Genomic DNA, 18997 nt, shown 5'->3' on the forward strand with positions numbered 1-18997 from the left:
AAGGTTTGGCGCGGATCTGTGCGCACAGCGGGCATGCAAAAAGGGCGGCTGGTTGCCCGCCGCCCTTTTGTGAATGTCGAAATATCCGCGGATCAGGCGGCGATGACTTCGCCATCTGCTTCCGGATCGCGCAGCACATAGCCGCGGCCCCAGACGGTCTCGATGTAGTTTTCACCGCCACAGGCCAAAGCCAGCTTCTTGCGCAGCTTGCAGATGAAAACGTCGATGATCTTGAGTTCAGGCTCGTCCATCCCGCCATACAGGTGGTTGAGGAACATTTCCTTGGTCAGCGTAGTGCCCTTGCGCAAGCTGAGCAGCTCGAGCATCGCATATTCCTTGCCGGTCAGGTGAACGCGGGCGCTGTCCACTTCGACCGTCTTGGCATCGAGGTTGACCGCCAGCTTGCCGGTGCGGATGACGCTTTGCGAATGGCCCTTGGAGCGGCGGACCACGGCGTGGATGCGCGCGACCAGTTCCTCGCGGTGGAACGGCTTGGTGACATAGTCGTCGGCGCCGAAACCGAACGAGCGGACCTTGCTGTCCATCTCCGAAATGCCCGACAGGATCAGAACCGGCGTCTGCACCTTGGCGACACGCAGCTTCTTGAGCACGTCATAGCCATGCATGTCGGGCAGGTTCAGGTCGAGCAGGATGATGTCGTAATCATACAGCTTGCCCAGATCCAGGCCCTCTTCCCCAAGGTCCGTCGTATAGACGTTAAAACCTTCGGTCGTCAGCATAAGCTCGATCGCCTTTGCCGTGGTCGGTTCATCTTCGATCAAAAGCACCCGCATGTGCAGCCCCTTTTCGCCCGTGCCATCGGCACCGTTCAGTCATCTGGACCCAAGAACGGATCGACGAGGAAAACATTAACCATAAAAGTTTTGGGGGCAAAAGGTTAATTTTGTGTAAACCGGCCTGACTCCACGAGTCGCGAGGCACGCCCGGATCGCTGGGGCGCGGAAAAGACTCGATTTTCTGCATGCCAACCGACGCTTTCGGTTCGTCGCTTTTTACACAGTTATACCGATATGGTTTCCAATTGGTAACGCTGCGCGGTGCCGCTCATGCCGGCGGAAGCGTCTTGCGCAGATAGTCGATCAGCGCCTCCACCCGCGCCGGGCGATGCGGCGAGGGCGGGGTCACGATGCTGAGCGTGGTATCGTCGAAGCGCCATTCGGGCAGCAGCCGCAGCAGCCGCCCATCCGCCATCGCCGCGTTGCAGAAGAAGTCGGGAAGCGATGCGATGCACAGCCCGTCCAGAACCGCGGGCATCGCCGCATCGGCGTTGTTGACGATCAGCGCCGGGGGAACCCGCACCTGCAGCTTGCTGCCATCGGGCCCGGTCATCGACCACAGCCCGGGCTGCGCAGCATTGGCATAATGCACCGCCCGGTGCTCGCCCAGCTCGCCCGGGTGACGCGGGGTGCCATGGCGCGCGCAGTAATCGGGCGAGGCGATCATGTACATCTGCACGCTGCGCAGCCGGATCGCGCGCAGGCTGCTGTCGGGCAGCACCGCGATGCGCAGCGCCAGATCGAACCCCTCGTTGACCAGATCGACCCGCGCGTCGGACAGATGCATGTCGATGATGATCCCGGGGTGCATCGCCATGAAACGGGCAACCAAAGGTGCCACCGCGCGCAGGCCGAAGCTCATCGGCACCGCAATCCGCACCGTGCCCGAAAGCAGCGATGCCTCGTCGCGCGCTGCCTCCACCGCCGCCTCGCCATCCAGCCGGATTCGCCGCGCATGATCGACCAGCGAGCGCCCCGCCGCCGACAGCGACAGGCGGCGCGAAGTTCGGTGGAACAGCGCCGTGCCCAGCTCCGCTTCCAGCCGAGAGACCGCCTTGGAGACCTTGGCCTTGGACAGGCTGAGCGCATCGGCCGCCGCGGTGAAGCTGCCGCTGTCGGCAACAGCAGCGAACACCGCCCAGGCCTCGAAGTCCGGAAGCCGCATATCTGAAACAATCCTTTTCCAAACTGGCTATTTTGGAAACGATACCACTGTCCTATCTCCGTCTCAAGCCAAGGCACGGCCGACCATCCGGTGCCTTTTAGAAGGAGCAACTGACATGATCGAGAAGCGCGACTTTTCTTCCCTGGGCCATGCCAACCATGGCTGGCTCAATGCCCGCCACCATTTTTCGTTCGGTGGCTATCATGATCCCGCCCGGATGGGCTGGGGCGCGCTGCGGGTGTGGAACGACGACGAGATCGCTCCCAAGAGCGGTTTTCCCACTCATCCGCACCGCGACATGGAGATAATCACCTATGTCCGCGCCGGCGCGATCACCCATCGCGATAGCCTGGGCAATGAAGGCCGCACCGAAGCGGGCGACGTCCAGGTGATGAGCGCAGGCACCGGGGTGCAGCACAGCGAGTTCAACCTGGAGGGCGAGGAAACCCGGCTGTTCCAGATCTGGATCATCCCCGATGCTCCGGGCGGTGCACCGCGCTGGGTCGCCAAGCAGTTCCCCAGGGGCGAGCGCTCGGGCAAGCTCGAGGTCCTGGCCAGCGGCCGCGACGAGGACATCAGCGCGGGCGCACTGATGATCCGCGCCGATGCCCGCCTGTCGGGTGCGACTTTGGCGGCCGGCGACAGCATTACCCACAGGATCGCGGACGGCATGTCTGCGTATCTGGTGGTGTCGGCGGGCAGCGTGACGGTGAATGGGGTCGAAATCGGCCCGCGCGATGCCGCCGCGATTACCCAGGAAACCGAGATCACCGTCTCGGCGACCCAAGATGCCGAGTTTCTGCTCGCGGAAACCCGGACCCACTGATCCCCCCGTCCCGCCGCTTCCCCCTCCCGGCGGCGGGACACCCCTTTCAACCCATTCCCTTAAAGGAGACGTCTCATGGCAAAAGTTCTGGTGCTCTATTATTCCTCTTACGGTCATATCGAAACGATGGCCGAGGCCGTGGCCGAAGGCGCGCGCGGCGAGGGCGCCGAGGTGACGATCAAGCGCGTGCCCGAAACGGTGCCCGAGGATGTTGCCCGCAGCAGTCACTTCAAGCTCGACCAGGCCGCGCAGATCGCCACGCCCGAAGAGCTCGCGGACTATGACGCGATCGTCGTCGGCACCGGCACCCGCTTTGGCCGCATGTCGAGCCAGATGGCGGCGTTCTGGGACCGCACCGGCGGGCTGTGGGCCAAGGGCGCACTGGTCGGCAAAGTCGGCGCATCGTTCACCTCCACCGCCAGCCAGCATGGCGGACAGGAGACCACGCAGTTCTCCATCCTCACCAACCTGCTGCACCACGGCGTGACCATCGTCGGACTGGACTATGGCTTCCAGGGCCAGCTCAGCAACGACGAGGTAATCGGCGGATCGCCTTATGGTGCCAGCACGATCGCCGGTGGCGACGGATCGCGCCAGCCGCAAGAAGCCGATCTCGGCGGCGCCCGCTATCTGGGTGCGAAGGTCGCGCGCACCGCAGCCAAGCTGACCGCGTAACCTGCCCCCTGCCCGCTCGGCGACCGCCCGGCCATTCCCCCTGCACCCCGTTTTTTGCGGGATTGCAGCGGGGATGGCCGGGCCATACTGTGCCTGGCGAAGCTGCGATGGGGTAACGGGTGTGAACGTTTCGAGGATCAGGCGCCTGCTCGCCCTGGCGCTGGCCGTGCTGGCGAGTCTTCCCGTAGCCGCGCGTGCCGAGTGGCGGGAGGCATCGAGCCCGAATTTCCTGGTTTACGGCGACCAGAGCGAATCGCAGATCCGCGAATTCACCGACATGCTCGAACGCTATCGTTCGGCGATGCTCTATATCTACAATCTGCCTCCAGAGGTCACCTCGCCATCGAACCGGCTGACTGTCTTCGTGGTGCGCGACGACGCGCAGGTGCGCAAGCTCCTGGGCACCGGCAGCCGCTTCGTCTCGGGCTTCTACCAGTCGCGCGCGGGCGGATCGGTGGCGTTCGTACCCCGCGTGAACGACGACAGCCAGAGCGACCGCGTCTCCGATGGCGAACGCCTCCTGCTCCACGAATATGCGCATCACTTCATGTTCAGCGTCTTTTCCGGGTCGCCTCCGATGTGGATGACCGAGGGCTTTGCCGAATTCTATGCCAGCGCCAAGTTCGAGAGTGGCGGTGCGGTCGGGCTGGGGCTTCCCGCCGATCATCGCGTGGCCGAGCTCGAGCTGGCGCAGGAAGTGCCGATCGACATGCTGCTCAGCACCCGCAAATATCGCGAGAACACCTCGAAACGCTACGACTCCTTTTACGGGCGCAGCTGGCTGCTGTTTCACTATCTGACCTTCTCGGATGAGCGCGCGGGGCAGATGGCCGACTATCTGCGGCGGCTGGATGCGGGCGAAGGCGAGGAGGCAGCCGCGGTCAATGCCTTTGGCGATCTCGACGTGCTCGACAAGGAACTCGCCGCCTACAAGAAGCGCCGCAGGATGACCTATCTGCGGCTGGGGCCCGAGCGGATCACCAGCGCCGCGATCACCATCCGCACGCTGAACAAGGGCGAGGCAGCGATCCTGCCGGTGATGATGCGCTCGCGCCGCGGGGTCAACGACGAGCAGGCGAAGATCGTCGTCGAGGAGGCGCGACAGGCCGCAGCTCCCTATGCCGACGATCCGTTCGTGCAGACCGCACTGGCAGAAGCCGAGTTCGACGCCGGCAACACCGCCGAGGCACTGGCAGCTGCCGACCGGGCGCTGGCCAGGGACCCGCGCGCGATGAATGCGCTGATCCAGAAGATGTATGCTCTGTTCCGCCAGGCCGAGCAGGGCGATGCCAGATTGTGGCCCAAGGTCCGCGCTGCGGTCGCCGCGGCCAACCGGGTGGAAAACGACAATCCCCTGCCGCTGAGCTATTTCTACCGGACCTATGCGGCAGAGGGCAAGACACCGCCACCGGTCGCGATCCAGGGACTGGAGCGCGCGCTTGCGCTGGCGCCTTATGACATCGGCTTGCGGATGACCCTGGCGCAGTACCAGATCGGCAGCGGCCAGAAGGAGCGCGCCCAAAGGACGCTGGCGCCGCTGATCAACCATCCGCACAACACACGGCTGGCAGAGACCGCGCGCGCGCTGATCGAGGGCCGCGCGCCGCCTGCTGCGAAAGAGGATGAAGACGACACGGCATCCTGATACGCTCCGCTGCCAAAACCAGGGAGAGTTGCATGTCGCACCGGCCGTCACTTCATATCGCATTGTCCGCAAGCGCGCTGGCGCTGATCGCGGGCCTGGCCCCGGCGCAGGCCCAGGCCGACACCCAGCCCCCTATGCGACCCGGCTTCCATTCCGGCAGCGTGATCACCCGCTTTGGCCCAGTCGCGACGGTGGAGGGGCGCGAGCCCTTGCCTGCAAATGCCACGTTCAGCGTTGCCTTCGATGTCGCGGAGGCCGCCAAGCCGGGTGCCATCAACCGCACGCTGGAAAGCGCGGCGCGGTTCATCAACATGCACGCAGAGGCAGGCGTCCCGCGCGACGCGGTGCGGGTCGCGGTGGTGGTGCACGGCCCGGCGAGCTTCGATCTCACCAACGCTGCAGCCTATGCCAGAAAGCATGACGGCGCGACCAACGCCAATCTCGCGGCGATCGCCGCGCTGATCGACAACGGCGTCGAGATCCATCTGTGCGGGCAGAGCGCTGCGGGGCAAGGGATTGCCCGCAGCGACCTTGCCCCCGGGGTCAGGATGCAGCTGTCGGCGATGACCGCGCATGCGCTGCTGCAACAGCAGGGCTATACGCTCAATCCCTTCTGAGCGCGGCCTTGCGGGCATGAGTTGCCGCGCGGGCCGGAACCAATCGCTCAGACAGATGTAAACTGGTCAACGGCCCCGCGGATGAATGGGCAGCTGGAGGCGGCGCTGCCGTCATTGCACAGCCTCATCCCTTCGGGTGCTCCATTCCAGGGTGGTCGCACCGACCTCTCACGCATTTCAAGAAGGACCCATCATGGCAAAAGGCCTTATCCTGTGGCTGCTGGGCGTACCCGGCCTGCTGATCATCGCGCTCTTCGTCTTCGGCATCCTCTGAGCCGCAAACCGGATCGGGGGTAACGAGCCCCCCGGCCTGACAGACCGAACACAACAAACCCGCCGGAATCGCTTCCGGCGGGTTTGTTGTGTGCAAAGGCGGTTACTCCCCGGCCAGCGCCGGGGAGCAACACGCTTATTCCGCGTCGGTATCGGCCGCCTCGGGCTCGGCTGCGACCGGTGCCGGGGCGGGAGCCGCCTCGACCTCGTTCGCGGCTGCCATCGCCCGCTGCAGCGCACGCTGCTGGGCGCGGAGCGCTGCATCGCGGCTGTTGGCGGCGATGCGCATGCGGTTCATGCCCGCACCGGTACCTGCCGGGATCAGACGACCCACGATGACGTTTTCCTTCAGGCCGATCAGCGAGTCACGCTTGCCTTCGACCGCCGCCTGGGTGAGCACCCGGGTGGTTTCCTGGAACGATGCCGCCGAGATGAACGAACGCGTCTGCAGCGAAGCCTTGGTGATGCCGAGCAGCACGGGCTTGCCTTCCGCGAACTTCTTGCCCGCGTCGAGACGACCGTTGTACTCGTCCATTTCCTCACGATCGAGCTGTTCGCCCGGCAGCAGGGTGGTGTCGCCGCCGTCGGTGATTTCCACCTTCTGCAGCATCTGACGGACGATCACCTCGATGTGCTTGTCGTTGATCTTCACGCCCTGCAGACGATAGACCTCCTGGATTTCGCTGACCAGATATTCGGCCAGCGCTTCCACGCCGAGCACTTCAAGGATGTCATGCGGGTCGGGCGAGCCCGAGATCAGGTTGTCGCCCTTCTTGACATAATCGCCTTCCTGGACGTCGATGACCTTGGACTTGGGCACCAGATATTCGACCGATTCACCCTCTTCAGGATGGATCGCGATCTTGCGCTTGGCCTTGTAGTCACGAACGAACTCGATGCGGCCCGAGACCTTTGCGATGATCGCATTGTCCTTGGGCTTGCGAGCTTCGAACAGTTCGGCAACGCGCGGCAGACCACCGGTGATGTCGCGGGTCTTGGCGGCCTCGCGGCTGACACGGGCGAGAACATCGCCTGCTTCAACCTTCTGGCCTTCCTCGACCGAAAGCATCGCACCCACTGCCAGCATGTAGCGGGCAGCTTCACCCGAATCATCATCGAGCAGGGTCAGGCGGGGACGCAGATCTTCCTTGGACTTCGCTTTGAGCGATCCACGGAATTCCACGACCACGCGCTGTGCGATGCCGGTGGCATCATCGGTCTGTTCGATCAGCGTCTTGCCGTCGATCAGGTCCTGATACTTCACGACGCCGCCCTTTTCGGTGATCACCGGCATGGTGAACGGATCCCACTCGGCGATCCGATCGCCAAGGTTGACCACACCATTGTCGTCGACCAGCAGCACGGTGCCGTACGGGATGCGGTGGACCGCACGTTCGCGGCCTTCCTTGTCGACAATCGCGATTTCGCCGTTGCGGGCGAGCGACAGGCGCTGTCCGCGCTTGTTCACGATCGTCGGGATATCCCGGTACTGCAGCGTGCCATCGGCCACCGCTTCGAGGTTCGAGGTTTCGTTGAGCTGCGCCGCACCGCCGATGTGGAAGGTCCGCATCGTCAGCTGGGTGCCCGGCTCACCGATCGACTGCGCGGCGATGACGCCGACAGCTTCGCCGATGTTCACCGGCGTACCGCGAGCAAGGTCACGGCCATAGCACTTGCCGCACACGCCCATGGTCGCTTCGCAGATCAGCGGCGAACGGATGCGTGCTGCCTGCAGCCCCAAGGCCTCGATCGTCGCGATATTCGCTTCGTCGAGCAAGGTGTCCTTGGCAATCACGATCTCGCCGGTCTTGGCATCGGAGATATCCTCGGCCAGCGTGCGGCCCAGGATACGCTCGCCCAACGAGGCGATGACGCTGCCGCCCTGCACGATCGCACGCATTTCCAGCGCGTTCTCGGTACCGCAATCCTCCTGCACGATGACGCAATCCTGGCTGACGTCGACCAGACGGCGGGTCAGGTAACCCGAGTTCGCCGTCTTGAGCGCCGTATCCGCCAGACCCTTGCGGGCACCGTGGGTGGAGTTGAAGTATTCAAGAACGGTCAGACCTTCCTTGAAGTTCGAGATGATCGGCGTTTCGATGATCTCGCCCGACGGCTTGGCCATCAGGCCGCGCATGCCGGCAAGCTGCTTCATCTGCGCTGGCGAACCACGCGCGCCCGAGTGGCTCATCATGTAGATCGAGTTGACCGGGGCTTCGCGGCCATGCTCGTCCTTAGGCGTCGCCTTGATCTCTTCCATCATGGCATTCGCCACCTGGTCGCCGCAACGGCTCCAGGCGTCGATCACCTTGTTGTACTTTTCCTGCTGGGTGATCAGACCATCCTGATACTGCTGCTCATAGTCAGCAACCAGGGCGCGGGTCTCATCGACCAGACGCTCCTTGGAATCGGGGATGATCATGTCGTCCTTGCCGAACGAGATGCCGGCGCGGCAGGCGTGACGGAAGCCCAGGCCCATGATCGCATCGGCAAACAGGACGGTGTCCTTCTGGCCGGTGTGACGATAGACCTGATCGATGACGTCGCCGATTTCCTTCTTGGTGAGAAGGCGGTTGACGACGTCGAAGGGCACCTTGTGGCTCTTGGGCAGGCACTCGCCGATGAGCATGCGCCCAGGCGTGGTGTTGTACCGCTTGAGATACTGGTTGCCCTGCTCGTCGGTCTGCGGAACGCGCGCAATAACCTTGGAGTGCAGGGTCACCGCACCTATTTCCAGCGCCTGATGCACTTCGGCGATGTCGGCCATCAGCATGCCCTCGCCGGGCTCGCCTTCGCGGTCCATCGAGAGGTAATACAGACCGAGCACCATGTCCTGCGAAGGAACGATGATCGGCTTGCCGTTGGCGGGCGAGAGGATGTTGTTGGTCGACATCATCAGCACGCGCGCTTCTAACTGCGCTTCGAGGCTCAGGGGCACGTGGACAGCCATCTGGTCACCATCGAAGTCGGCGTTGAAGGCCGAGCAGACGAGCGGGTGAAGCTGGATCGCCTTGCCCTCGATCAGCACGGGTTCGAACGCCTGGATGCCCAGACGGTGGAGCGTCGGGGCGCGGTTGAGCATGACCGGGTGCTCGCGAATGACTTCGTCGAGGATGTCCCAGACTTCCTTGCGCTCCTTTTCGACCCACTTCTTCGCCTGCTTCAGGGTCATCGACAGACCCTTGGCATCGAGACGCGCGTAGATGAACGGCTTGAACAGCTCGAGCGCCATCTTCTTGGGCAGGCCGCACTGGTGCAGCTTGAGTTCGGGACCGGTCACGATGACCGAACGGCCCGAATAATCGACGCGCTTGCCGAGCAGGTTCTGACGGAAGCGGCCCTGCTTGCCCTTGAGCATGTCGGACAGCGACTTCAACGGACGCTTGTTGGCGCCGGTGATGATGCGGCCGCGACGGCCGTTGTCGAACAGCGCATCGACGGCTTCCTGCAGCATGCGCTTTTCGTTGCGCACGATGATGTCAGGCGCGCGCAGTTCCATCAGCCGCTTCAGGCGGTTGTTGCGGTTGATCACGCGGCGATACAGATCGTTGAGATCCGAGGTCGCAAAGCGGCCACCGTCCAGCGGCACCAGCGGGCGCAGCTCGGGCGGGATCACGGGGATGACTTCCAGGATCATCCATTCGGGACGGTTGCCTGAATCGATGAACGATTCCACGACCTTCAGGCGCTTGATGATCTTCTTGGGCTTGAGCTCCGACTTGGTGGTCTCAAGCTCCTGCAGCAGATCGGCACGCTCGCTTTCGAGGTCGAGGTCCATCAGCATCTGGCGCACGGCTTCTGCGCCGATCCCGGCGGAGAACGCGTCTTCACCGAACTCGTCCTGTGCGTCGAGCAGCTCGTCTTCGGTCAGCAGCTGGTACTTTTCAAGGCTGGTGAGGCCCGGCTCGATGACGACATAGCTTTCGAAATACAGCACGCGCTCGAGCTGCTTGAGCTGCATGTCGAGCAGCAGGCCGATGCGCGACGGCAGCGACTTGAGGAACCAGATATGCGCGACGGGAGCGGCGAGCTCGATATGGCCCATGCGCTCGCGGCGCACCTTGGTCACGGTGACTTCAACGCCGCACTTTTCGCAGACGATGCCCTTGTACTTCATCCGCTTGTACTTGCCGCACAGGCACTCATAGTCCTTCACCGGACCGAAGATGCGCGCGCAGAACAGGCCGTCACGCTCGGGCTTGAACGTGCGATAGTTGATGGTTTCGGGCTTCTTGATCTCGCCGAAGGACCACGAACGGATACGCTCCGGGGAAGCGAGGCCGATCTGGATCTCGTCAAAGGTTTCCGGCTTGACGGCGGGATTGTTGAATTTGGTCAGTTCGTTCATTTTTGGCTCCATTTAAGCCCTCTCCCCTTGAGGGGGGAGGGTTGGGAGAGGGGCATGTGCCCGAGGGAAGTCGCATGACTCCCCCTCTCCCCGGCCCTCTCCCCCGTGGGGGGAGAGGGAGGGACAATCTTACTCCGCGGCTTCCGCAATCTCGTCCGGATCGGGCAGTGCATCGATGGAGTTCAACTCGACGTTGAGACCCAGCGAGCGCATTTCCTTGACCAGAACGTTGAAGCTCTCAGGGATGCCGGCCTCGAACGTGTCGTCACCCTTGACGATCGCCTCGTAAACCTTGGTGCGTCCGACCACGTCATCGGACTTCACCGTCAGCATTTCCTGCAGCGTATAGGCCGCGCCATAGGCCTGGAGTGCCCAGACCTCCATTTCCCCGAAGCGCTGTCCACCGAATTGCGCCTTGCCGCCCAGCGGCTGCTGGGTGACGAGGCTGTAGGGGCCGATGGAACGCGCGTGGATCTTGTCGTCCACCAAGTGATGCAGCTTGAGCATGTAGATATAGCCCACGGTCACCTTGCGGTCGAACTTGTCGCCGGTACGGCCGTCGTACAGATCGACCTGGCCCGAGGGGTCGAGACCCGCCCGCTCCAGCATCCGCGAAACGTCCGCCTCGCGCGCACCGTCGAACACCGGGGTGCCCATCGGAACGCCGTTGCGCAGCAGTCCGGCCAGCTCGACCACCGCTTCATCGCTGCGGCTGTCGATCTCGGCGTCGTAATCCTCGCCATAGACGTACTTCAGCTTTTCGCGCAGCGCGTCGGGCGGAGCGCCCGCTTCGGGGTTAGGATTGGCCTCACGCCAGTCGTCCAGCGCCTTCGAAATCTGCTGACCCAGACCGCGTGCGGCCCAGCCCAGATGGGTTTCGAAGATCTGTCCGACATTCATGCGGCTGGGAACACCCAGCGGGTTGAGCACGAAGTCGACATGCGTGCCGTCCTCGAGGAACGGCATGTCCTCGATCGGCAGGATGCGGCTGATGATGCCCTTGTTTCCGTGACGTCCGGCCATCTTGTCGCCCGGCTGCAGCTTGCGCTTCACCGCGACGAACACCTTGACCATCTTGAGCACGCCAGGTGCCAGCTCGTCGCCACGCTCCAGCTTCTCGCGGCGGTCGTCGAACTTCTCGGTGATCCGCGTGACGGCTTCGTCATACTGGACCTTGACCGCTTCCAGATCGGCCTGGACCGCATCGTCCTCGACCGCGAACTTCCACCACAGGTGCTTTTCGACCTCGTCGAGCAGGGCATCGTCGATCACGCCGCCCTTCTTGACGCCCTTGGGAGCCGCTGCAGCCACCTGGCCGATCAACATTTCCTTGAGGCGGTTGTAGGTCGCGCGGTTGAGAATGGCGCGTTCGTCCTCGCGGTCTTTGGTCAGACGCTCGATCTCCTCGCGTTCGATCGCCAGGGCACGTTCGTCCTTGTCGATGCCGTGACGGTTGAACACGCGGACTTCGACCACGGTGCCCGATACGCCCGGCGACAGACGCAGCGAAGTGTCACGCACATCGCTTGCCTTTTCGCCGAAGATCGCGCGCAGCAGCTTTTCTTCCGGCGTCATCGGGCTTTCGCCCTTGGGCGTGATCTTGCCGACCAGGATGTCGCCAGGATGCACTTCCGCACCGATATAGACGATGCCCGCTTCGTCGAGGTTGCGCAGCGCTTCCTCGCCGACATTGGGAATGTCGCGGGTGATGTCTTCAGGACCCAGCTTGGTGTCGCGGGCCATGACTTCGAACTCTTCGATATGGATCGAGGTGAACACGTCGTCCTTGACGATGCGCTCGGAGATCAGGATCGAATCCTCGTAGTTGTAGCCGTTCCAGGGCATGAACGCGACGAGCGCGTTGCGGCCCAGCGCCAGTTCGCCAAGGTCAGTCGAGGGACCGTCGGCGATGATGTCGCCTTCGGCGATCACTTCGCCCACCTTCACCAGCGGGCGCTGGTTGATGCAGGTGTTCTGGTTCGAACGCTGGAACTTCTGCAGCGTGTAGATGTCCACGCCCGAGCGGCCCGAATCCACCGAGCCGGTGGCGCGGATCACGATGCGGGTCGCATCGACCTGATCGACGATACCGGCACGCTTGGCAGCAATCGCAGCGCCCGAATCGCGCGCCACGGTTTCTTCCATGCCGGTGCCGACGAACGGTGCTTCAGCCTGTACCAGAGGCACGGCCTGACGCTGCATGTTCGATCCCATCAGCGCGCGGTTGGCGTCATCGTTTTCCAGGAACGGAATGAGCGATGCGGCAACCGAAACCAGCTGCTTGGGGCTGACGTCCATCAGGGTGATGATGTCGCGCGGCGCCATCAGGAATTCGCCCGCCTGACGCGACGAGACGATGTCCTCGACAAAGCCCATGTCGTCGTCGAGCTCGGCGTTGGCCTGCGCGATCGTGTGCTTGGCCTCTTCCATTGCCGACAGGTACACAACGTCGTCGGTCACCTTGTGATCGACAACCTTGCGGTACGGGGTTTCGATGAAGCCGTACTTGTTGACGCGGCTGAACGAGGCCAGCGAGTTGATCAGACCGATGTTCGGGCCTTCGGGCGTTTCGATCGGGCAGATACGGCCATAATGGGTCGGGTGAACGTCGCGGACTTCGAAGCCTGCACGTTCGCGGGTGAGACCGCCTGGGCCCAAGGCCGAAACGCGGCGCTTGTGGGTGACTTCGGCCAGCGGGTTGGTCTGGTCCATGAACTGCGACAGCTGCGAGGAGCCGAAGAATTCGCGCACCGCGGCGACCGCAGGCTTGGCGTTGATCAGATCGTTGGGCATCACGGTCGAGACATCGACCGAGCTCATCCGTTCCTTGACCGCACGCTCCATGCGCAGCAAGCCGACGCGATACTGGTTTTCCAGCAGCTCGCCCACCGAACGGACACGGCGGTTGCCGAGGTTGTCGATGTCATCGACATCGCCCTTGCCGTCCTTGAGGTCGACCAGCGTCTTGACGACGGCCAGGATGTCCTCGCGGCGCAGCGTGGTGACGGTGTCCTCGCAGTCGAGCTCAAGACGCATGTTGAGCTTGACGCGGCCCACGGCCGAAAGGTCGTAGCGCTCGGGATCGAAGAACAGGCCTTCGAACAGGGCATCGGCGGTTTCGCGCGTCGGCGGCTCGCCGGGGCGCATGACGCGATAGATCGCATCGAGACCCATGTCGCGGTTGTCGGCCTTGTCGGCCTTCATCGTGTTGCGGATCCAGGGACCGGTGGTGACATGGTCGATGTCGAGCAGCACCAGCTGGTCGATCCCGGCCTTGTCGAGCTTTTCCAGATTCTCGGCGGTGACTTCGTCGCCTGCCTCGATATAGATTTCGCCGGTCTTCTCGTTGATCAGGTCATAGGCGCTGTAGCGGCCGAAGATTTCTTCGGTCGGGATCAGCAGCGTGGCCAGACCATCCTTGCCTGCCTTGGTGGCAGCGCGCGGGGTGATCTTGTCGCCCGCCTTGAACGCGACTTCGCCGGTGGTGGCATCGACGATGTCGAACGCAGGCTTCAGGCCGCGCCACTGTTCGGGCACGAACGGAATCTTCCAGCCGCCGGTGCCGCGCTCATACACGACCTTTTCATAGAAATGGTCGAGGATTTCCTCGTCGTTGAGACCGAGCGAGTACAGCAGCGAGGTGACCGGCAGCTTGCGCTTGCGGTCGATGCGCACGTTGACGATGTCCTTGGCATCGAATTCGAAATCGAGCCACGAACCGCGGTACGGAATGACGCGCGCGGCGAACAGATACTTGCCCGACGAGTGGGTCTTGCCGCGGTCATGATCGAACAGCACGCCCGGCGAACGGTGCATCTGGCTGACGATCACGCGCTCGGTGCCGTTGATCACGAACGTGCCGTTCGCGGTCATCAGCGGCATGTCGCCCATATAGACGTCCTGCTCCTTGATATCGAGCACGGAACGGCTTTCGGTTTCCTGGTCGACCTCGAACACGATCAGACGCAGCGTCACCTTCATGGGAGCGGCATAAGTGATTCCGCGCTGGCGGCATTCCTGCACGTCGTATTTGGGCGATTCGAGTTCGTAATGCACGAAGTCGAGCTCGGCAGTGCCGGCAAAATCGCGGATCGGGAACACGCTGCGAAGCGTCTTTTCGAGGCCCGAAATGTAGCCGATCGAATGATCCGAGCGCAGGAACTGCTCATAGCTTTCGCGCTGAACCTCGATCAGGTTCGGCATTTCGCTGACTTCGTGGATGTCGCCGAAAATCTTGCGGATGCGCTTCATCGGGGTCGGCTTCTGCTGAGCCGTCGGACGTGCCTTGGTTGCCATAGCTTTGTCTTCGCCTTTTTGTGCAAGTCGATATTCGTGTTGGCCGATTCGCGAGGCCAGAGACGCCAAAAGGCCGCAAGCCCATGGAAGCCCATGAACTGCAGCCTATCGCGTCAGATTGATCCCGTTCGCCTCATTCGTTCGTCAGGTCCGCGCAAACCTGTCATGTCTCGAAACGTTCGGTGTTGGGGTGCGATATAGGCTCGCGTGTTGGACTTGTCAAACGCCCCAGAGGGCGATGGCGCAAGGCGCGCTGCGTGCCTATAGCAGGCGCTGGATGACCCGCTATCAACGCCATCACTGGTTTCTTGCGGTCGCGCTGGCGGCGCTGGCGGGGTTCGTCGATGCCATCGGCTTTCTGTACACCGGCGGCTTCTTCACCGCGTTCATGACCGGCAATTCGACCCGGATGGCGGTGGGGCTGTTCACCGATGGCCGCATCGCCGCGATCGCCGCCTCGATGATCGCGACCTTTGTGGCAGGGGTGATCATCGGCAATGTGGCAGGCAGCCTGTGTTCCGCCAGAACCCGCTTGCCGCTGACCATCCTGGGGGTGGTGGCGCTGCTCGCCGCCGCTGCCGCCCTGGGCATGGCGGGGCTGGGGATGCTCGCGGTCGGCTTCACGTTGCTGGCGATGGGGATGGAAAACACCGTGTTCCAGCGCGAGGGTCAGGTCAGCATCGGGCTCACCTACATGACCGGGACCCTGGTCAAGCTGGGCCAGGCGCTGTCGCGCGTGCACCGTGCGGGCCAGCGCTGGCAATGGGTGCCGCATCTGCTGTTGTGGGCCGGGCTGGTGAGCGGCGCAGGACTTGGCGTGCTCGCCTATCTCGACTGGGGGCTGATGGCGCTGTGGATCGCTGCCGCCATCGGGCTGGCACTGGCGCTGGTCGCCGCGCTGCCGCGCTTTGCGCTGCACGATGAGGTGCCTAGCGCCTGACCCCGACAAGCCGGGCCGCAAGGATTGCCGCCAGCGCGCCAAGCGCTGCACTCGCCAGCACCTGGCTGGTCCAGTGGCCGCCCGCAGCAACCCGCCCGATACAGCCGGCCAGCAGCAGTACCGCTGCCCCCAGCCGCACCGCCATCGCCTCACGTCCGCGGGTGCCCCATGTCAGCAGGATCAGCCCGCCGCACGCCGCGCCATGGAAGATCGCGAAAGTCGAGGGCAGCCCCGAAGACGCGCTCGCGCTGGCGACCTCGACTATATCGGCAGATGGGCGCGGGACATAGAGTGCCAGGCGCGCCAGCCGCTCGGTCGCCATCGCGATGCCCACGCCGATGATCAGCGCGGCCGCTCCGGGCAACCGCGCCAGCGAGGCAGCAAACAGCCCGGCCAGCAGCGTGCTGGCGACGATCATCGGCCAACCGGCAGTCAGCGACAGCCATTCGATCCAGGCTGAGCGGGGGTCGATCAGCCGCTGGAGCTGCCGGGTCGCCTCGATATCCAGCGGCAGCGGACCCTGCAGCCAGACCCCCATCCCGCCGAGCACGACCACGATCATGAGCAGAACCAGACTCACGCTGCGCATCAAACACGGTCCCCGCTGCCGTCCAAACTGCAGGGTCAATCGCAGCTTTTAGGTATGCAAACCATACCTAGTTCATCAACTGGCCGCCCTGCAGCGTCAGCCTGACAGAGTTTGCGCGCAGCGGCGTGAACGGTTTTGCGCGCCTCGAGCGTTTGCTGTGATACCATGACACACACATCGCACCCCATTCGCCCGGCAAGGGCCGCGATTGCCGCCGTTCTTGCCCTGACCGCAACCCCGCTTCTGGCGCAGGAAGCTCCGGCCATCGCGCCGGTGATGCCGATGCCCGAAGCCGTGCAGCCTGCCAGCCCGGCCGGTACGCCGACCACGGCTTCGCAGACGCCGCAGGTCCAGATGCCGACGGCGCAGCCTTCGGCACCGGCCACGCCGCCTGTCTCGGCGATCCCGCCTGCAGCCTCGCTCCCGGGCAACCCTGTCCCGATGGCCATCCCCATGGCGCCGCCGGTGGTGAGCGACGTTCCGTCGACCGCAACCACCCCGCCGGCAGAGGCTGCAGAACGGCCCGCACCGACCCGCAGGGCCGCTCCGACCGAGCGTCCCACCGCCCGTGAAGCTGCACCTGCGCCGGTCGCTGCTGCGCCGGAGGCGAACACAGCTGCCGATCCGCTCGCCGCTCCGCCTGAAGAGGCTGCTGCTCTGGCGCCGGTCGCCCCGGCTGCACCGGCCTTTGAAACCCCTGCCCAGCAGGATGGCGCAGTCAGCGCCACCGAATCCGGCAGCGGCGACGTATGGGGCTGGATGGCCGGTCTGCTCGCCTTGCTGGGCATTGGCGGCGGTGCGATCGCCCTGCGCAGGACCCGGACCCGCAAGAGCGCGTCCATGATGACCGAGGCGCGTGCAGCCGATGCCGATCATGGCACCGAGCGTCGCCTGGCTGGTCCGCACGACCGGCCGCGGGCCACCACCGTAACGACGCCGGTTCCGACACCCGCACAGACTCGGCTCGACCAGCCGCTGATGCAGACGCCTGCAGTGGCCCCGCTGGCGGCAACGCGCTCGACGCCCACCCGGGCACCGATCGCACCGCGCGGTGACCTTACGGTCGATGAGCGCCGCCTCGAGGACATGATTGCGCAGCCGCCCAGCCGCGACAATCCGTTCAAGACGCGGGCCAACCGCAAGCGTCGCGCTTTGTTCCTGCTGCGCAACAGCTATCCGATGCAGAGCGCGGCCTGACCGTACCAATCCCCGAATTGGGATGATTTGAAACGACAGAAGGCGGGGAGCGATCCCCGCCTTCCTTTTTGTCGTCAGCGCGTGCGCTGGCTCAGCGATACCGCTCGAGCCAGTGCGCGTAAGGCGCGGGCAGCGTCCAGCTCGGCCTGTCCTTGCCCAGCTCCTTCGCCGCCTGATACGGCCAGTGCGGGTTCTCGAGCATCGGCCGGCCCATCATCACCAGATCGACCTGGCCGGTCTCGACCATACGGTTGGCGTTTTCCGAGGTGCCGATATACCAGCTGGTCGCGGCCGGAAGCCCGGTCTCGCTGCGCACGCGCTCGGCGATCGGCGCCATGAACGCCGGACCCCAGGGGATCTGCGCGGTCGGCGTCGAGAACACGATGCTGACATCGATGAAATCGAGCCCGCGCTCTTTCATCAGCTTCACCAACTCGATCGACTCGCCAAGCGTTTCCTCGTCATTACCGTCGAACTCGATCACGCCGAAGCGCGCCGACAACGGAAACTCGGCAGGCCACACTTCGCGAACAGCTTCCAGGGTTTCGAGAAGGAAGCGCGACCGGTTCTCGAAACTTCCGCCGTATGCATCAGTGCGCTGGTTGGAATGCTTGGAGAAGAAGCTCTGCGCCAGATAGCCGTGCGCAAAGTGCAGCATCAGCCATTCGAACCCGGCCTCGCGCGCACGGATCGCAGCACTGACATAGTCGGCCTTGACCTTCTCGATATCGGCCAATGTCATTTCACGCGGCACCTTGCTCAGGCCACCGCCGAACGCGATCGGCGAGGGCGAGACGGTTTCCCAGCCGCGCGGGTCGCCCTCGGCAATGTGATCGTCGCCTTCCCAGGGCTTGTTGGCGCTGGCCTTGCGCCCGGCATGCGCGATCTGGATGCCGGGGACCGCCCCTGCCGCCTTGATCTCGGCAACGATCGGCGCGAACGCATCGCGCTGCTCATCGTTCCACAGCCCGGTGCAGCCAGGCGTAATCCGGCCTTCGGGCGACACGCCCGAGGCCTCGGCGACCACCAGCCCCGCACCGCCGCGCGCCAGCGAGACGAGGTGCGAGCGGTGCCAGTCGTTGGGCACGCCATCTTCGGCGGAATACTGGCACATCGGCGAGACCGCGATGCGGTTGCGCAGCGTGACGGACTTGAGCGTGTACGGCTCGAACAGCGCGGGGGTTTTGGCGGGAGTGTTATCAGTCATGGGGAGTCCTGTGGTTGTTATGATAGTACGTATATAATCGAACTATAGGATTTACAAGACCGCCATGCTATATGAGTGCCATGCGAACCTATCAGCATCCCGACCTTTCGACCGTCACCATCGAACACGCGCTGCACGCGCTGAGCGATCCCGTGCGGCTCGACATCGTCCGCCAGCTCGACCGCGAGATCGAAGCCAGCTGCGCCGCGCTCGACGGCGGCCGCCCCAAATCGAGCATGTCCCACCACTTCCGCGTCCTGCGCGCCGCCGGGCTGGTGCACACGCGGATTGCAGGCGTGCAGCATATGAACACGCTGCGGCGAGATGAGGTGGACAAGCGGTTTCCGGGGCTGCTGGATGCGGTTTTGGGGGTGAAGGGCTAGGTTTGAAGGCAGGCTTTCTGCTTTCAGGCGACAGGCTAG

13 protein-coding genes are annotated in these 18997 nt (G+C 63.9%); 7 read left to right on the forward strand and 6 right to left on the reverse strand.

Annotated features, from left to right (window positions below):
• Window positions 1-92: 92 nt before the first annotated feature.
• Entirely contained in the window at window positions 93-794 is a 702-nt protein-coding gene (gene ctrA, locus IP68_RS17440; RefSeq protein WP_017672249.1) for a response regulator transcription factor CtrA, read from the reverse strand.
• A gap of 271 nt (window positions 795-1065) precedes the next feature.
• A complete protein-coding gene (locus tag IP68_RS17445) occupies window positions 1066-1962 on the reverse strand; it encodes a LysR family transcriptional regulator (protein ID WP_054136293.1) in 897 nt (298 codons plus the stop codon).
• A 115-nt stretch (window positions 1963-2077) separates the two neighbouring features.
• Between IP68_RS17445 and IP68_RS17450 the strand changes: the two genes are divergently transcribed.
• The 4 genes from IP68_RS17450 to IP68_RS17465 all read left to right on the forward strand — a co-directional run bounded on the left by IP68_RS17450 (window position 2078) and on the right by IP68_RS17465 (window position 5725).
• Window positions 2078-2788, forward strand: coding sequence for a pirin family protein (locus IP68_RS17450; protein WP_054136294.1), 711 nt, complete (start codon window positions 2078-2080; stop codon window positions 2786-2788).
• A 75-nt stretch (window positions 2789-2863) separates the two neighbouring features.
• Window positions 2864-3463, forward strand: a complete 600-nt coding sequence (gene wrbA, locus IP68_RS17455; protein ID WP_054136295.1) for an NAD(P)H:quinone oxidoreductase — start codon at window positions 2864-2866, stop codon at window positions 3461-3463.
• Window positions 3464-3584: 121 nt separating this feature from the next.
• Window positions 3585-5108 carry a DUF1570 domain-containing protein gene (locus IP68_RS17460; RefSeq protein WP_054136296.1) on the forward strand — a complete coding sequence of 508 codons (1524 nt, stop codon included), beginning with the start codon at window positions 3585-3587 and terminating at the stop codon, window positions 5106-5108.
• Window positions 5109-5140: 32 nt separating this feature from the next.
• Window positions 5141-5725 carry a DsrE family protein gene (locus IP68_RS17465; protein ID WP_082382470.1) on the forward strand — a complete coding sequence of 195 codons (585 nt, stop codon included), beginning with the start codon at window positions 5141-5143 and terminating at the stop codon, window positions 5723-5725.
• Window positions 5726-6134: 409 nt separating this feature from the next.
• On the opposite strand, the gene rpoC is transcribed toward IP68_RS17465, so the two are convergent.
• Window positions 6135-10346 (reverse strand): DNA-directed RNA polymerase subunit beta', encoded by a 4212-nt coding sequence (rpoC, locus tag IP68_RS17470; protein ID WP_054136297.1) that lies wholly within the window; start codon window positions 10344-10346, stop codon window positions 6135-6137.
• A gap of 129 nt (window positions 10347-10475) precedes the next feature.
• Complete coding sequence (gene rpoB, locus IP68_RS17475; RefSeq protein ID WP_054136298.1) at window positions 10476-14642, reverse strand: DNA-directed RNA polymerase subunit beta; 4167 nt, start codon at window positions 14640-14642, stop codon at window positions 10476-10478.
• A gap of 277 nt (window positions 14643-14919) precedes the next feature.
• Between rpoB and IP68_RS17480 the strand changes: the two genes are divergently transcribed.
• A complete protein-coding gene (locus IP68_RS17480; RefSeq protein ID WP_054136314.1) occupies window positions 14920-15582 on the forward strand; it encodes a YoaK family protein in 663 nt (220 codons plus the stop codon).
• Here IP68_RS17480 and IP68_RS17485 read toward each other — a convergent pair.
• Window positions 15572-16171 (reverse strand): phosphatase PAP2 family protein, encoded by a 600-nt coding sequence (locus tag IP68_RS17485; RefSeq protein WP_054136299.1) that lies wholly within the window; start codon window positions 16169-16171, stop codon window positions 15572-15574. The genes IP68_RS17480 and IP68_RS17485 overlap by 11 nt on opposite strands.
• Window positions 16172-16336: 165 nt before the next feature.
• Between IP68_RS17485 and IP68_RS17490 the strand changes: the two genes are divergently transcribed.
• The gene (locus tag IP68_RS17490) at window positions 16337-17368 is read left to right on the forward strand and encodes a hypothetical protein (RefSeq protein WP_054136300.1); all 1032 of its coding nucleotides are present in this window, start codon (window positions 16337-16339) and stop codon (window positions 17366-17368) included.
• A gap of 91 nt (window positions 17369-17459) precedes the next feature.
• On the opposite strand, the gene IP68_RS17495 is transcribed toward IP68_RS17490, so the two are convergent.
• On the reverse strand, window positions 17460-18575 hold the full coding sequence (locus IP68_RS17495; protein ID WP_054136301.1) for an NADH:flavin oxidoreductase/NADH oxidase: 1116 nt from the start codon (window positions 18573-18575) through the stop codon (window positions 17460-17462).
• Window positions 18576-18646: 71 nt separating this feature from the next.
• Between IP68_RS17495 and IP68_RS17500 the strand changes: the two genes are divergently transcribed.
• Entirely contained in the window at window positions 18647-18958 is a 312-nt protein-coding gene (locus tag IP68_RS17500; RefSeq protein WP_231684119.1) for a helix-turn-helix transcriptional regulator, read from the forward strand.
• The last annotated feature ends 39 nt before the right edge of the window (window positions 18959-18997 follow it).

Origin of the sequence: Blastomonas sp. AAP25 (assembly GCF_001295965.1) — a bacterium.
Taxonomy (GTDB): domain Bacteria; phylum Pseudomonadota; class Alphaproteobacteria; order Sphingomonadales; family Sphingomonadaceae; genus Blastomonas; species Blastomonas fulva.

Excerpts from the sequence above, each read along its gene's own strand:
- ctrA (WP_017672249.1), bottom strand. The coding sequence starts at position 794 with ATGCGGGTGCTTTTGATCGAAGATGAACCGACCACGGCAAAGGCGATC.
- IP68_RS17445 (WP_054136293.1), bottom strand. The coding sequence starts at position 1,962 with ATGCGGCTTCCGGACTTCGAGGCCTGGGCGGTGTTCGCTGCTGTTGCC.
- IP68_RS17450 (WP_054136294.1), top strand. The coding sequence starts at position 2,078 with ATGATCGAGAAGCGCGACTTTTCTTCCCTGGGCCATGCCAACCATGGC.
- wrbA (WP_054136295.1), top strand. The coding sequence starts at position 2,864 with ATGGCAAAAGTTCTGGTGCTCTATTATTCCTCTTACGGTCATATCGAA.
- IP68_RS17465 (WP_082382470.1), top strand. The coding sequence starts at position 5,141 with ATGTCGCACCGGCCGTCACTTCATATCGCATTGTCCGCAAGCGCGCTG.
- rpoC (WP_054136297.1), bottom strand. The coding sequence starts at position 10,346 with ATGAACGAACTGACCAAATTCAACAATCCCGCCGTCAAGCCGGAAACC.
- rpoB (WP_054136298.1), bottom strand. The coding sequence starts at position 14,642 with ATGGCAACCAAGGCACGTCCGACGGCTCAGCAGAAGCCGACCCCGATG.
- IP68_RS17480 (WP_054136314.1), top strand. The coding sequence starts at position 14,920 with ATGACCCGCTATCAACGCCATCACTGGTTTCTTGCGGTCGCGCTGGCG.
- IP68_RS17485 (WP_054136299.1), bottom strand. The coding sequence starts at position 16,171 with ATGCGCAGCGTGAGTCTGGTTCTGCTCATGATCGTGGTCGTGCTCGGC.
- IP68_RS17490 (WP_054136300.1), top strand. The coding sequence starts at position 16,337 with ATGACACACACATCGCACCCCATTCGCCCGGCAAGGGCCGCGATTGCC.
- IP68_RS17495 (WP_054136301.1), bottom strand. The coding sequence starts at position 18,575 with ATGACTGATAACACTCCCGCCAAAACCCCCGCGCTGTTCGAGCCGTAC.
- IP68_RS17500 (WP_231684119.1), top strand. The coding sequence starts at position 18,647 with ATGAGTGCCATGCGAACCTATCAGCATCCCGACCTTTCGACCGTCACC.